The 12,668-nt window shown below is 61.8% G+C and carries 14 protein-coding genes; 5 read left to right on the top strand and 9 right to left on the bottom strand.

Annotated features, from left to right (window positions below; translation table 11 throughout):
• Nucleotides 1-158: 158 nt before the first annotated feature.
• Complete coding sequence (rpsD, locus tag A3722_RS14525; RefSeq protein ID WP_007118979.1) at nt 159-779, bottom strand: 30S ribosomal protein S4; 621 nt, start codon at nt 777-779, stop codon at nt 159-161.
• Nucleotides 780-947: 168 nt separating this feature from the next.
• Nucleotides 948-1,517 (bottom strand): DNA-3-methyladenine glycosylase I, encoded by a 570-nt coding sequence (locus A3722_RS14520; protein ID WP_067629535.1) that lies wholly within the window; start codon nt 1,515-1,517, stop codon nt 948-950.
• A 103-nt stretch (nt 1,518-1,620) separates the two neighbouring features.
• On the opposite strand from A3722_RS14520, the gene A3722_RS14515 reads away from it, so the two are divergent.
• From A3722_RS14515 to phbB, 3 genes are all read left to right on the top strand, one after another.
• Complete coding sequence (locus A3722_RS14515; RefSeq protein WP_067629534.1) at nt 1,621-2,463, top strand: EAL domain-containing protein; 843 nt, start codon at nt 1,621-1,623, stop codon at nt 2,461-2,463.
• 164 nt (nt 2,464-2,627) lie between these two features.
• Complete coding sequence (locus tag A3722_RS14510; protein ID WP_067629601.1) at nt 2,628-3,803, top strand: acetyl-CoA C-acetyltransferase; 1,176 nt, start codon at nt 2,628-2,630, stop codon at nt 3,801-3,803.
• A gap of 76 nt (nt 3,804-3,879) precedes the next feature.
• Entirely contained in the window at nt 3,880-4,602 is a 723-nt protein-coding gene (gene phbB, locus A3722_RS14505; RefSeq protein ID WP_067629533.1) for an acetoacetyl-CoA reductase, read from the top strand.
• 188 nt (nt 4,603-4,790) lie between these two features.
• On the opposite strand, the gene A3722_RS23440 is transcribed toward phbB, so the two are convergent.
• The 3 genes from A3722_RS23440 to A3722_RS14495 form a co-directional block, all read right to left on the bottom strand.
• The gene (locus A3722_RS23440; RefSeq protein WP_082849498.1) at nt 4,791-4,955 is read right to left on the bottom strand and encodes a YdcH family protein; all 165 of its coding nucleotides are present in this window, start codon (nt 4,953-4,955) and stop codon (nt 4,791-4,793) included.
• A 100-nt stretch (nt 4,956-5,055) separates the two neighbouring features.
• Complete coding sequence (locus A3722_RS14500) at nt 5,056-5,823, bottom strand: tRNA1(Val) (adenine(37)-N6)-methyltransferase (RefSeq protein ID WP_067629532.1); 768 nt, start codon at nt 5,821-5,823, stop codon at nt 5,056-5,058.
• Nucleotides 5,820-6,035: a putative signal transducing protein gene (locus A3722_RS14495; protein ID WP_067629600.1), complete on the bottom strand. Its 216-nt coding sequence runs from the start codon at nt 6,033-6,035 to the stop codon at nt 5,820-5,822. The genes A3722_RS14500 and A3722_RS14495 overlap by 4 nt, the downstream gene beginning before the upstream one ends.
• A 55-nt stretch (nt 6,036-6,090) precedes the next feature.
• On the opposite strand from A3722_RS14495, the gene A3722_RS14490 reads away from it, so the two are divergent.
• Nucleotides 6,091-7,089: a polyprenyl synthetase family protein gene (locus A3722_RS14490; RefSeq protein ID WP_067629597.1), complete on the top strand. Its 999-nt coding sequence runs from the start codon at nt 6,091-6,093 to the stop codon at nt 7,087-7,089.
• Here the strand turns inward: A3722_RS14490 and A3722_RS14485 are convergent.
• From A3722_RS14485 to soxR, 4 genes are all read right to left on the bottom strand, one after another.
• Nucleotides 7,086-7,958 carry a 4-(cytidine 5'-diphospho)-2-C-methyl-D-erythritol kinase gene (locus A3722_RS14485; RefSeq protein ID WP_067916235.1) on the bottom strand — a complete coding sequence of 291 codons (873 nt, stop codon included), beginning with the start codon at nt 7,956-7,958 and terminating at the stop codon, nt 7,086-7,088. The genes A3722_RS14490 and A3722_RS14485 overlap by 4 nt on opposite strands.
• On the bottom strand, nt 7,955-9,664 hold the full coding sequence (locus A3722_RS14480; RefSeq protein ID WP_067916233.1) for a tetratricopeptide repeat protein: 1,710 nt from the start codon (nt 9,662-9,664) through the stop codon (nt 7,955-7,957). The genes A3722_RS14485 and A3722_RS14480 overlap by 4 nt, the downstream gene beginning before the upstream one ends.
• 168 nt (nt 9,665-9,832) lie before the next feature.
• Nucleotides 9,833-11,485: an electron transfer flavoprotein-ubiquinone oxidoreductase gene (locus A3722_RS14475; protein WP_067624295.1), complete on the bottom strand. Its 1,653-nt coding sequence runs from the start codon at nt 11,483-11,485 to the stop codon at nt 9,833-9,835.
• Between the two features lie 126 nt (nt 11,486-11,611).
• The gene (gene soxR, locus A3722_RS14470; RefSeq protein ID WP_067624292.1) at nt 11,612-12,067 is read right to left on the bottom strand and encodes a redox-sensitive transcriptional activator SoxR; all 456 of its coding nucleotides are present in this window, start codon (nt 12,065-12,067) and stop codon (nt 11,612-11,614) included.
• A gap of 85 nt (nt 12,068-12,152) precedes the next feature.
• Here soxR and A3722_RS14465 point away from each other — a divergent pair, with 85 nt between their 5' ends.
• Nucleotides 12,153-12,533, top strand: a complete 381-nt coding sequence (locus A3722_RS14465) for a VOC family protein (protein WP_067624278.1) — start codon at nt 12,153-12,155, stop codon at nt 12,531-12,533.
• Nucleotides 12,534-12,668 lie beyond the last annotated feature (135 nt).

Genomic DNA, 12,668 nt, shown 5'->3' with positions numbered 1-12,668 from the left:
TTCTATCGGGGCGACAGCGGTGATGCCAGAATCATTCTGCATCCGCGCGTCCGCCGGACAGCCTGTTGCATCGCTGCGCCCCGGCCCAGCCCCGCGCAAAGAAAAAGGCCGCGCGGTTTGCACCACGCGGCCTTTCGATTGTCGACGGGCGAAGAAACTTAGTTCTTCGCGTAGAATTCCACGACGAGGTTCGGCTCCATCACAACCGGGTATGGCACGTCGGACAGGCCGGGTGTGCGCACGAAGGTTGCTGTCAGCTTGGAGTGATCCGTCTCAAGGTAGTCAGGCACGTCACGCTCGGGCAGCTGAACCGCTTCCAGAACGGAAGCCAACTGCTTGGAACGGTCACGCACTTCGATCACGTCACCCTCTTTCACGCGGTAGGAGGGGATGTTCACTTTTTTGCCGTTCACACGAACGTGGCCGTGGTTCACGAACTGGCGCGCTGCGAAAACGGTTGCAACGAACTTGGCGCGGTACACAACGGCGTCCAGACGACGCTCCAGCAGACCGATCAGGTTTTCACCTGTATCGCCTTTAACACGCTCGGCTTCGCCGTAGATGCGACGGAACTGCTTTTCGGTCAGGTCGCCGTAGTAGCCCTTGAGCTTCTGCTTGGCGCGCAGCTGGATACCGAAATCGGAAATCTTGCCTTTACGGCGCTGGCCGTGCTGGCCGGGGCCGTATTCACGACGGTTCACCGGGGACTTCGGACGGCCCCAGATGTTTTCGCCCATGCGGCGGTCTAGTTTGTGCTTGGCAGCTGTGCGTTTTGTCACGGCTGTTCTCCTTTATAAGGCCCCGAGGGGCGGTAAAGGGCGTTGTCCTTTGGCCGAAGCCCGACAGGGTTCCCCTTGCGGGGTCCACCAACACCAATGAAGGGGCGCTTATACGGTGCCGTGGCGGGGAGTCAACGGGGGATTTCAGCGAAGACGATACGCCCTGCCTTAACGCGCCATCGCCGCACAGGGGCCGTGGCGGTGGCAGGTCAGAATATGATCGTTCACCAGCCCGCAGGCCTCCATCCACGCATAGGTGATCGTCGGTCCGCAAAATTTAAAACCGGCTTTCTTCAGGTCTTTGCTCACCTGTTCTGACAGCGCAGTTTTCGGCGGCACCTCAGCCTGTGTGGCAAAGCCGGGCTGTAACGGCACCCCATCCACATAGCGCCACATGAAGCTGTCAAAGCCCCCGCGTGCCTCCAGCTCCTGCCAAGCACGGGCATTGGTGATCGCGGCCTCAATCTTGCCCCGGTGCCGGATAATGCCCGGATTGCCCAGCAGGCGCGTGACATCCGCCTCGCCCCACTCGGCAATCTGATGCGGATCAAACCCGGCGAAAGCGGCGCGAAAGTTATCGCGTTTTTTAAGGATCGTGATCCAGCTTAGCCCGGCCTGAAATCCGTCGAGGATGAGCTTTTGCCACAACGCACGGCTGTCATATTCGGGCACACCCCATTCGGTGTCATGATAAGCTTGGTAAATCGGGTCATCCCCGGCCCAGTCACAGCGCTGCATCTTAACCCTCCCGCGTGATCCACCGCGGAAATCACCGCTGATTAAGACCGTGTTATCACCTTTGCGCCCATACCCAAAGCAGGACAGAAAGAAGAGTACCGCCGTGCCCCGTCGATTCCAACGCCCTATCGCCGATATCCCCCCCGGAGGGGACAGCCCGCTTAACCATGCGATAACGCAACGCGATGCCGCGACCCTAGAAATGGTGCGCGACGCCGTGGCGCACCGTCAGACCCTGCTGGCCTTCCAGCCGGTCATGCGGGCCAGCGATCCGACGTCCATCGCCTTTCATGAGGGGTTGATCCGCCTGCTTGACCCCACTGGCCGCGTGATTCCGGCCAAGGATTTCATGCCGGTCATTGAAGATACAGAAACGGGTCGGCAGGTGGATGTTCTGGCCCTGCGCCTTGGCCTGAACGCGCTGCACCACCACCCCGGATTGCGGCTGTCGATCAATATGTCGGCCCGTTCCATCGGGTATCAGGAATGGACCCGCGTCTTGCGCCACTGGCTGGCCCGCGACGCGACCTTGGGCGAACGGCTGATTCTAGAGATTACCGAAAGCTCGGCCATGATGGTGCCGGAACTGGTGGCGAACTTTATGGATCAATTGCAGCCCTATGGCATTTGCTTTGCCATGGATGATTTCGGCGCGGGGCAAACCGCGATCCGCTATTTCAAGGATTTCTACTTCGACATCCTGAAACTTGACGGACAGTTCATTCGGGGCATCGCGACGAACCCCGACAACCGCGCCCTGACCGCCGCGCTGATGTCGATCGCCACACATTTCGACATGCTCACCGTGGCCGAATGCGTGGAGAACGCGGCTGACGCAGCAGTCCTTGTCGAGATGGGTGTCGACTGTTTGCAGGGCTACCATTTTGCCGCCCCCACGACCCGGCCCGCCTGGCTTGGGTTCGACCGCATGCGCGCCACAGGCTGACCGGGTAAAGAGGGTAACGCCATGTCGGCAGCGTGCCGCTGCCTGCTCAGTTGCCGCATTGCAGCGCATCCGCTATCACTACCTTAGAAGGACGGGAGCGCCCACGCCCGACGATGGCGCGTGTCGGTGTGCCCCCGCTCAACAAGGTAGAGGAAAGTCACATCATGACCAATGTCGTCATCGCATCCGCCGCCCGTACCGCCGTGGGCAGTTTCGGCGGGGCGTTTGCCAATACACCCGCCCATGATCTGGGTGCCGCCGTTCTAAAAGAACTGGTGGCCCGCGCCGGGGTCGACCCATCCGAAGTCTCTGAGACCATTTTGGGGCAGGTGCTGACTGCCGCCCAAGGCCAGAACCCTGCGCGTCAGGCACATATCAATGCGGGCCTGCCGAAAGAAAGCGCCGCGTGGGGCATCAACCAAGTCTGTGGCTCGGGCCTGCGCGCCGTGGCATTGGCGGCCCAGCACATCCAACTGGGGGATGCGAACATCGTCGCCGCTGGCGGTCAGGAGAATATGACCCTCAGCCCCCACGCGCAGAACCTGCGTGCGGGTCAGAAGATGGGCGATCTGCAGTTCATCGACACGATGATCCGCGACGGTCTGTGGGATGCCTTCAACGGCTACCACATGGGCCAAACCGCCGAAAACGTCGCCGAAAAATGGCAGATTTCCCGCGACCAGCAGGATGAATTCGCCGTCGCTTCGCAAAACAAGGCCGAGGCCGCGCAGAAAGCTGGCAAATTCGCGGATGAGATCGTCGCCTACACGATCAAAACCCGCAAAGGCGAGACTGTCGTCGATCAAGACGAATACATCCGCCATGGGGCCACTATGGAAGCCATGCAAAAGCTGCGCCCTGCCTTTACCAAAGACGGCTCGGTCACTGCGGCCAACGCCTCGGGCCTGAACGACGGTGCAGCCGGTGCCCTGCTGATGAGCGCGGATGACGCCGAAAAGCGCGGCATCACCCCGTTGGCGCGCATCGCCTCCTATGCCACGGCAGGTCTCGACCCGTCGATCATGGGCGTCGGCCCCGTCTATGCCTCGCGCAAGGCGTTGGAAAAAGCCGGTTGGAAACCAGAAGACCTCGACCTTGTGGAAGCCAACGAAGCCTTCGCCGCGCAGGCCTGCGCCGTAAACAAGGAAATGGGCTGGGATCCGGAAATCGTGAACGTCAACGGCGGTGCAATCGCGATTGGCCACCCGATCGGCGCCTCCGGCGCGCGCGTGCTCAACACTCTGCTGTTCGAAATGCAGCGCCGCGGGGCCAAAAAAGGTTTGGCGACGCTGTGTATCGGCGGCGGTATGGGTGTTGCCATGTGTCTTGAGCGCCCCTAAAACTACAATTGGCGCGCAATTTTGTTGCGCGCCAAAACATGCAATTGCAAGAACATTACCTTGAGGGAGGGACTATATGTCACGCATCGCTTTGGTCACCGGGGGCAGCCGCGGCATTGGCGCGGCCATTTCCACCGCGCTGAAAGACAAAGGCTATACCGTCGCCGCCACCTATGCCGGCAATGACGAGGCCGCCGCGAAATTTACCGAAGAGACCGGCATCAAGACCTATAAATGGAACGTGGCAGATTACGACGCCTCCAAAGCCGGGATCGAACAGGTCGAGGCCGATCTTGGCCCCATTGAGGTGGTCGTCGCCAACGCAGGCATCACCCGCGATGCACCTTTCCACAAGATGACTCCCGACCAGTGGAATGAGGTCATCGCCACCAACCTCACCGGGGTGTTCAACACGATCCACCCAGTCTGGCCCGGCATGCGTGAGCGGAAATTCGGCCGTGTCGTCGTGATCTCTTCGATCAACGGCCAGAAAGGTCAGTTTGCCCAAGTGAACTATGCCGCGACCAAGGCGGGCGATCTGGGCATTGTGAAGTCATTGGCCCAAGAGGGCGCGCGCGCAGGCATCACTGCCAATGCGATCTGCCCCGGCTATATCGCGACCGATATGGTCATGGCCGTGCCCGAGAAGGTCCGCGAAAGCATCATCGCGCAGATCCCCGCGGGGCGTCTGGGGGAGCCTGAGGAAATCGCCCGCGCCGTGGCCTTCCTCGTCTCGGACGACGCGGGCTTCATCAATGGTTCGACCATTTCAGCCAATGGCGCGCAATTCGTCGTTTGATCGACGCCAGCATCGAATCGAAAAGGCCAGCCCCTCGACGGGCTGGCCTTTTTCATTGCGGCGGGAGGGGCCGTTCACCCGTCACGCTCAGTATCGCTTCTGGCATCCGCCTGCCCTACGCAAAGGCTGCCGCCCCGCCCCAGCGAAACGACAGCCCTCGAATGAAAATCTCAATTCACGGGTGAGAGTCAGCTCGACAGGCGGCTAATCTCCTCCTTCAGGCGCAGTTTTTCCTTTTTCATGGAAGCCACTTGTAAATCGTCCATACCGGGGGCGCGTTGCGCGGTTTCCACCGCCTCACTCATCGCCTGATGCTTCCGCTTCAGGGTGTCCAGATGTGCGTTCAAAGCCATACAATCCTCCATGATTGGTGTGTGGAATTTCAGTGGACCACAGCGCGACCCACAAGTCACGCAGCACCGCAGCATAGGGGTGAAGTTGGTAAAAAAACGCTTAAGAAGTAGGATAAGTCAGCGGCGCCCCGCGACGCAGGACCGCTTCAATTTCCGGCACATAGCTGTTGCCATCCGATTCATGCCGCGCGCCAAGGTGCATAGCGTAGCTGTGATAGAGCCGAAAAGCACCGCGGCCATTCTTGCGGGCACGCAAGAGAATCAACTCCGGCATTCGCCCCGCGCGCGAGGCCAGAGGCAGCACTTCGACCGATCCCATCTCATGTGGAAGGGCGGCCAGAATCTCGGGCAGCCGCTCGGCACGGTGGATAAAATGTGCCTGCCCTTTGGGTTTGAGCCGCCGCGCCGCGGTGCGGACCCATTGCCGCAGCGGCGTGGCTTCGCCCAAAGCGGTCTCTCGTCCCGGATCGCGGGACTGAACCGAGGCGGCGCGGTCGAAATAGGGCGGATTGGCCAGAACGTGGTCAAATTGTCGCTGGCGCAGATGCAGGGGCATGTCGGTCAGATCGGCCTCGACCACCTCAAGCGCCGCGCCGCCATTGCGCCGCGCGAGTTCGGCGTAGGCAGGTTGCAGTTCACACCCCGTCAGCGTCAGTCCCGGCACCCGCGCGCCCAGACAAAGCACCGCCGCACCGACCCCGCAGCCCAATTCCAGCACGCTTTGCCCCGCCGTGGCCTCAATGCTCGCGGCCAGCAAAACAGGGTCCACCCCGGCGCGGTAGCCCCGCCCCCGGCGCGGCTGCCAGAGGTGCAACTTGCCGCCCAGAAAGGCGTCACAGGTCAGGTCATCTTCGGCAAAACGGGTCACAGCCCCAGCGGAATCTCATTATCGCGCATTACCCGCACAGCGGCGTCATGGTCATCGGGGTGCACCATCAAGCGGCGCGGGAAAATCCCGATGCCGCCTTCGAGCACGCTCATGTTTACGTCCATTTCAAAGCAGTCTATATCCTCCCCCCTGAGAAGGGCGGTGGCAAAGGCGATGATGGTCATGTCGGTGCTGCGCAAAAGTTCCTTCATATCAAAGATGTAGAGCCGGATCACCGGCATGTCGAGCGGGACGCGGGAAATGATGATGAAAAGTGATGCAACGGCCAAACCGCACGACCGCATGGCGGCCTATCTGAGCGATGATATGGCGGCAGTCAGCGCCCTGATCCGTGAGCGGATGGCGTCAAAACACGCGCCCCGCATTCCCGAAGTCACCGCCCATCTGGTCGAGGCTGGCGGCAAGCGCCTGCGCCCGATGCTGACACTGGCCGCAGCGCGGATGTGCGGCTACGGCGGCCCCTATCACGTCCATCTCGCGGCGACGGTGGAGTTCATCCACACCGCGACCCTGCTGCATGACGATGTAGTGGACGAAAGCGCGCAGCGCCGCGGGCGGCCCACGGCGAACCTTTTGTGGGACAATCAGTCCTCGGTGCTGGTGGGCGATTACCTTTTCGCGCGCAGCTTTCAGTTGATGACCGAACCGGGCTCGATGCCTGTGATGCGCATCCTGTCCAATGCTGCTGCGACGATTGCAGAGGGCGAGGTGTTGCAACTGACCGCAGCGCAGAACCTTGCCACGGATGAACAGGTTTACCTGCAAGTCGTGCGCGGCAAGACGGCGGCGCTCTTCTCGGCCGCGACCGAGGTGGGCGGCGTAATTGCCGACGCGCCAGAGGGTCAGGTCAAAGCGCTTTACGACTATGGGGACGCCCTTGGCATCGCCTTCCAGATCGTTGACGATCTTTTGGATTATCAAGGCGATACAGGGGCCACGGGCAAAAACGTCGGCGACGATTTCCGCGAGCGCAAGCTGACCCTGCCAGTGATCAAGGCCGTTGCCAAAGCCGATGAGACCGAGCGCGCGTTTTGGGTGCGCACCATTGAAAAGGGCAAACAGGAAGAGGGCGATCTCGACCATGCGCTGATGCTCTTGGGCAAACACGATACGCTGACGGCAACACAGCGCGATGCGCGGGACTGGGCAGAAAAGGCCCAATCGGCCCTTGCCCCCCTGCCCGACCATGAGTTGAAAGACATGTTGATCGATCTGGCCAACTACGTCGTCAGCCGGATCAGCTAAGCGGCCAAGATCGGCGCGGCGGCGACCCACCACTGGGGCGCGGCACTGCTGATGCGGTGGGCCGCGTTCTCGGCCTGCGACGCGGTGGCGTAGAGCCCGAAACAGGTCGCGCCCGAGCCGGACATCCGCGCCAGCGCCGCATCGCTCAGCACCTCCAGACTGGCCCCGATGACCGGCTCCCGCGCGATCGCCGGGGCGGCGAGGTCATTGCGCTGTTCGCCCAGAAAATCGATGAATTCAGTAAAGCCCGCGAAGGTCGGGATCACATCCGGCATCGGCGGCTGGTTCTTATCGGTCAGGGCCGAAAAAACGGCAGGCGTCGGCACATCGACGCCGGGATTCACCAGCACCATATGGCAGGGCGGCAACGGCGAAAGCGGCGTGAGGATCTCCCCCACCCCCTGCATCCGCTGCGGGCCGCGCGTCAGGCAGACCGGCACATCCGCCCCGAGCCGCGCCGTGTCTGCGGGCAATGGGACGCCCCAATGCGCGGCAAGCAGGTCCAAGGCCGCCGCCGCATCGGCAGAGCCGCCGCCGATCCCTGCCGCCGCGGGCAGGTGTTTCTCCAGATGCAACGCGGCACAACGGCCCGCGCCCGCATCCAGCATTTCTGCCGCGCGCAGGACGAGGTTGCGGGCATCGGTCGGCACCCCTTCGGCCCGCGGGCCGCTCACGCTGAGGGTCAGGGCGTCGGCAGCCGCCACATGCAGCGCATCGCCCACGCCCGCCCGCACCACCAGCGAATCCAGCAGGTGATAGCCGTCAGCGCGCTGGCCGGTGCAATGCAGGGTCAGGTTCACCTTGGCCCAAGCCATCCGCGACGCCGCAGCGCCGGGACCAGCGGGTGCCCCTTCGTTCGAAAGGTTCATTCGTCTGCAGCAACCTTCAGCGGGGCCGCACCCTCTTCGGACAGCACGGCATCGAGCCCGACTTCCAGCTTGCGGCGCATCCGCTCGGGGTCAGCCTCGGAATCCGCATCCGTCAGGTCCACGAAAGACAGCGCCCGACGCCACTGGAACTCGGCCTCCCGCTGGCGGCCCACGGCCCAGTAGACATCGCCGAGGTGGTCGTTCACCACCGGATCCACCGGCTCCAGTTCCACCGCGCGCTCCATCTGCTCGACCGCCTCTTCGTAGCGGTCCAAACGGTAGAACACCCACCCTAGCGAATCGACGATATAGCCACTGTCGGGGCTAGCCGCGACGGCGCGTTCGATCATGTCCAACGCCTCGTCCAGGTTGCGCTGTTGTTCAACCAGCGAGTAGCCGAGGTAGTTCAACACCTGCGGCTGCTCGGGATTCAGCTCAAGTGCTGCGCGGAAATCGGATTCTGACCCCTCCCAATCACCGCTGCGCTCTTTGGCGATGGCACGGGCGTAGAACAGCACCCAGCGGGCGCGGGCGGTTTCAGGCGTAAGCGCGAGCGCTTCGTCGTAGGACGCGATGGCCGCCTCATAGTCTTCCTCGGCGCGCAGCATGTCGCCCAGCGTGGAATGCACCACCGCCAGTTCCCCATGACTGCGGGCGAGTTGCTCCAGCACTTCGATGGCCTGCGCCGTCTTGCCCGAGCGCCGCAGCGCATCGGCGCGGCCCAATTCCGCAGCGTGATAGGCGGGGCTGTCGGCAGGCAGAGATTTGTACTCGGCAATCGCCAGATCATGCTCGCCGAGGTTTTCCAAAAGGCTGGCCGTCAGCAACAGCGCATCGACATGATCGGGGCGCAGATAGCGCGCGATGCGCGAGTAGAGCAGCACATAGTAGTCCCCCGCCGCCTCGTTGCGCAGCACGGCGGCAAAGGTGAAAAACACCTCGGCCATACCCGCTTGGGCGTCGGGCATATGGCTGAAGGGGGCCGGTGCCTCTTGCTGCAGGGCCTCGATCAACCGCGCGATTTCGGGATCGGTATCTGCGCCAAAGCCGTCCGAGAGCACGGCCAGTGCATCGTCGCTGCGCCCCAGTTGGCCAAGGATCTCAGCATGGGCCATGACCCCGCGCCGGGTCTGGCCCGCAGCGCCCGCTTCACCACTGTCAAAGATCGCCTCTGCCCCTTCGAAGTCACCCACACTCGCCAGCGCGAGGGCCTTGTGATACATCACAAAGCCCTGCATCCCGGCCTCTTCGCTGAGGCCGTCAAATGCAGCCATGGCGGCGGTGACATCGCCTGCGCCCATATGCGCCCAAGCCTGCACCAACCCGCCGACCCAAGGGCCGATGGAAGATGTGTCCCGCTCTAACAGGGCCTTGTAATCACCCTCTTTCGCCATGGCGGCCACGAGGGTCATCTCGGCCACTTGGCTCTTGGTGCCGAGGGTGATCATGTTGCGCGCCAGCGGCAGCGCCTTATCCACCCGCCCAAGCGAGAGATAGGACAGCACCGCGCTTTCCATCAGTTCGATGTTCTTGGGATCACGGGCCAGCGCCTCGGTGTAGTAGCGCGCGGCCTCGGGGTAATCGCTGTTCACAGCCGCATGACGCCCCGCCAGATAGGGGCCCGCGATCGACTGCGCCATCAGTGGCGCAGAAAGGCCGATGCAAAGCGCCGCAACGCTGGTGAAACCTAGGACATTCCGAAACATGCAAACCGCCTCATATCGCTTTGCGCTCAGGCTATCATCTCTGTGCCCGGACGCAATGGCGGGGCCGCGATGAGGCATGCAGCCGACAGGATTTCGCCGATTCAGACAAAGAAAGGACCGACACGCCCTCGCATGCCGGTCCTTTGATTGTGCCTGTTGGCGACCCGTTTACATGTTTGGATAGTTTGGTCCGTCGCCGCCCTGCGGGGTGGTCCAGACGATATTCTGCGTCGGGTCTTTGATGTCGCAGGTCTTGCAATGAACGCAGTTCTGGAAGTTGATCTGGAACCGCGTCTCGCCGGTTTTCTCATCCTCGACGAACTCATAGACCCCCGCCGGACAATAGCGGGCCGAGGGGCCGGCGTATTTCGGCAGGTTCACCTCGACCGGAATGCTCGGGTCTTTCAGCTTGAGGTGCGCAGGCTGGCTTTCCTCGTGATTGGTGAACGAGAAGGCCACGTTGGTCAGACGGTCAAAGCTGAGTTTGCCATCGGGCTTGGGGTAGTCGATCTTTTTGTGCTTATTCGCAGGCTCAGTCGCTTCGGCGTCCGATTTCCCATGGCTCAGCGTGCCCAAAAGCGAGAAGCCGAGCGTGTTGGTCCACATGTCAAAGCCACCAAGCGCCAGCGAAGCGGTGAGCCCGTATTTCGACCACAGCGGTTTGACGTTGCGCACTTTCTTGAGGTCTTCGGCAATCGGACCTTCGCGCACATCCGTCTCATATTCGGTCAGCTCATCGCCGCCCCGCCCTGCTTGGATCGCGGCATAGGCGGCCTCAGCCGCTGCCTTGCCCGAGAGCATGGCGTTGTGGTTGCCCTTGATGCGCGGCACGTTGACCATGCCGACCGAGCAGCCCAGCATCGCCACGCCGGGGGCCACCATCTTGGGCATCGACTGATAGCCGCCTTCGGTGATTGCCCGCGCGCCGTAGGCCACACGTTTACCCCCCTCGAGCAACTCGGCCACCATCGGGTGATGCTTGAAGCGCTGGAATTCCATGTAAGGGAAGACATGCGGGTTTTTGTAGCCAAGGTGAACGACGAAGCCGACGTAAACCTGATTGTTCTCAAGGTGATAGATGAAAGACCCGCCGCCCGCGTTGCTGTTCAGCGGCCAGCCCATCGTGTGGGTGACGGTGCCTTCTTTGTGCTTGGCGGGGTCGATCTCCCAGATTTCTTTCATGCCGAGACCGTATTTCTGCGGCTCTTTGCCCTCGTCCAGCCCGTATTTCGCGATCACCTGCTTGCTGAGGCTGCCGCGCACGCCTTCGGAGAGGAAGACATATTTGCCGTGCAACTCCATGCCCGGCTCATAGCTTGGGCCGGGGGTGCCATCGGCGTTTTTACCCATCTCACCGGCAACGACGCCTTTGACTTCGCCGTTCTCGCCAAAGACGAGTTCGGAACAGGCCATGCCGGGAAAGACTTCGACGCCCAGTTCCTCGGCCTGTTCGGCCATCCAACGGCAGACATTGCCCATGGAGACAATGTAGTTGCCGTGGTTTTTCATCAGCGGGGGCATGGGAAATTCGGGGATACGCAGCTTGCCCGCCTCACCCAGCAGGTAAAAGTTGTCTTCTTTCACCGGCACGTTGATCGGCGCGCCTTTTTCTTTCCAATCGGGGATCAGCGCGTCCAGCCCGCAGGGATCAAGCACCGCACCCGAGAGGATATGCGCGCCCACTTCCGAGCCCTTCTCCAGCACCACGACATTGCAATCGGCGTCCAACTGCTTGAGCCGGATCGCAGCCGACAGGCCAGCAGGCCCGGCGCCGACGATCACAACGTCATATTCCATCGCTTCGCGTTCAATCTCGGCCATTTTGGTGCTCCCTCACGGCAAATTCGGTTTGGATTTGGCTAAACCACCGCCGCGCGCAATGCAATCGCGACCCTGCGTTTATTGCGCAAAACATGGCCTCAGCGACATAACATGACGCGCGACCTGTCAGGCCGCCGGTTCGTCCCCCATCAGATAGCGCGGTCCGGGGCCTTTTTCACCTGCTTGGTCGATAGGATTGTAAAGCGCGCAGGCTTCGAGGCTCAGACAGCCACAGCCGATGCAGCCGTCAAGATTGTCACGCAGCCTGTTTAGGGTGGCGATGCGCGCGTCGAGGGCGGCGCGAAACCCTTCGGAAATGCGGGTCCAATCGGCCTTGGTGGGCGTGCGCCCGCCCGGCAAGCGGTCCAACTCAGCCTTGATCTGTGGCAGGGTGAAACCGAATTGCTGGGCGATCATGACGAAACTCAGCCGCCGCAGATCGGCCCGATCAAACCGCCGCTGCCCGCCCGCATTGCGCCACGGCGCGATCAACCCCTGCGCCTCATAGTAGCGAATGGCCGAAACGGCGAGCCCGGTGCGCTTGGCCAAAGCCCCGATCGACAGCCCCTCATTCACCGCCATTTCGCCCTCACAAATCTCTTTACCTAAAGTTAGGTTTAACAATTACACTCAGATGGCACAAGCGATCACAAAAAGGATAAACGCCATGCCCGCGCAACTTGAACATGCCAATTTCACCGTCTCTGACCCCGCCGCCACCGCCGATTGGATGCGCGAAGTCTTTGGCTGGCACCTGAGATGGGAGGGCGACGCCATGGCCGGGGGCCATACCAAACATGTCGGCACCGAGGCGTATTATGTCGCGCTCTACAATCCCGGCAATGCGGGCACTCTTACGAACACCAGCTACGAAACTATCGGTGCGCTCAACCACATCGCGGTCGTGGTGGATGACCTCGACGCCACCGAAAAAGCCGTGCTGGCGCAGGGTTTCACCACCGGAAACCACGCCGACTATGAGCCCGGACGGCGGTTTTATTTTCACGATGCGGACGGGATCGAATATGAGGTCGTGCAATACGATTGACGGCAGTCAACCGCCGACCCAGAGGCCGTTAGGCTCTTGCAATTGGCGGGCAGTTTGGGTCAGGTATCTGCCAAGTTAACACGCAATTGGCCGCCCCCCGGCGAAAACCCGGGTGCGGCCCTCATTATGTAGGCA

The sequence above is a fragment of the Sulfitobacter sp. HI0027 genome (assembly GCF_001634775.1).
In the GTDB taxonomy this organism is placed as follows: domain Bacteria; phylum Pseudomonadota; class Alphaproteobacteria; order Rhodobacterales; family Rhodobacteraceae; genus Sulfitobacter.
This window is presented reverse-complemented; position numbering and strand designations above follow the sequence as displayed.

Coding starts and splice junctions, on each gene's coding strand:
- A3722_RS14520 (WP_067629535.1), bottom strand. CDS start 1,517: ATGCAGCGCTGTGACTGGGCCGGGGATGACCCGATTTACCAAGCTTAT.
- A3722_RS14510 (WP_067629601.1), top strand. CDS start 2,628: ATGACCAATGTCGTCATCGCATCCGCCGCCCGTACCGCCGTGGGCAGT.
- phbB (WP_067629533.1), top strand. CDS start 3,880: ATGTCACGCATCGCTTTGGTCACCGGGGGCAGCCGCGGCATTGGCGCG.
- A3722_RS23440 (WP_082849498.1), bottom strand. CDS start 4,955: ATGGCTTTGAACGCACATCTGGACACCCTGAAGCGGAAGCATCAGGCG.
- A3722_RS14495 (WP_067629600.1), bottom strand. CDS start 6,035: ATGAAGGAACTTTTGCGCAGCACCGACATGACCATCATCGCCTTTGCC.
- A3722_RS14490 (WP_067629597.1), top strand. CDS start 6,091: ATGAAAAGTGATGCAACGGCCAAACCGCACGACCGCATGGCGGCCTAT.
- A3722_RS14485 (WP_067916235.1), bottom strand. CDS start 7,958: ATGAACCTTTCGAACGAAGGGGCACCCGCTGGTCCCGGCGCTGCGGCG.
- A3722_RS14480 (WP_067916233.1), bottom strand. CDS start 9,664: ATGTTTCGGAATGTCCTAGGTTTCACCAGCGTTGCGGCGCTTTGCATC.
- A3722_RS14475 (WP_067624295.1), bottom strand. CDS start 11,485: ATGGCCGAGATTGAACGCGAAGCGATGGAATATGACGTTGTGATCGTC.
- soxR (WP_067624292.1), bottom strand. CDS start 12,067: ATGGCGGTGAATGAGGGGCTGTCGATCGGGGCTTTGGCCAAGCGCACC.
- A3722_RS14465 (WP_067624278.1), top strand. CDS start 12,153: ATGCCCGCGCAACTTGAACATGCCAATTTCACCGTCTCTGACCCCGCC.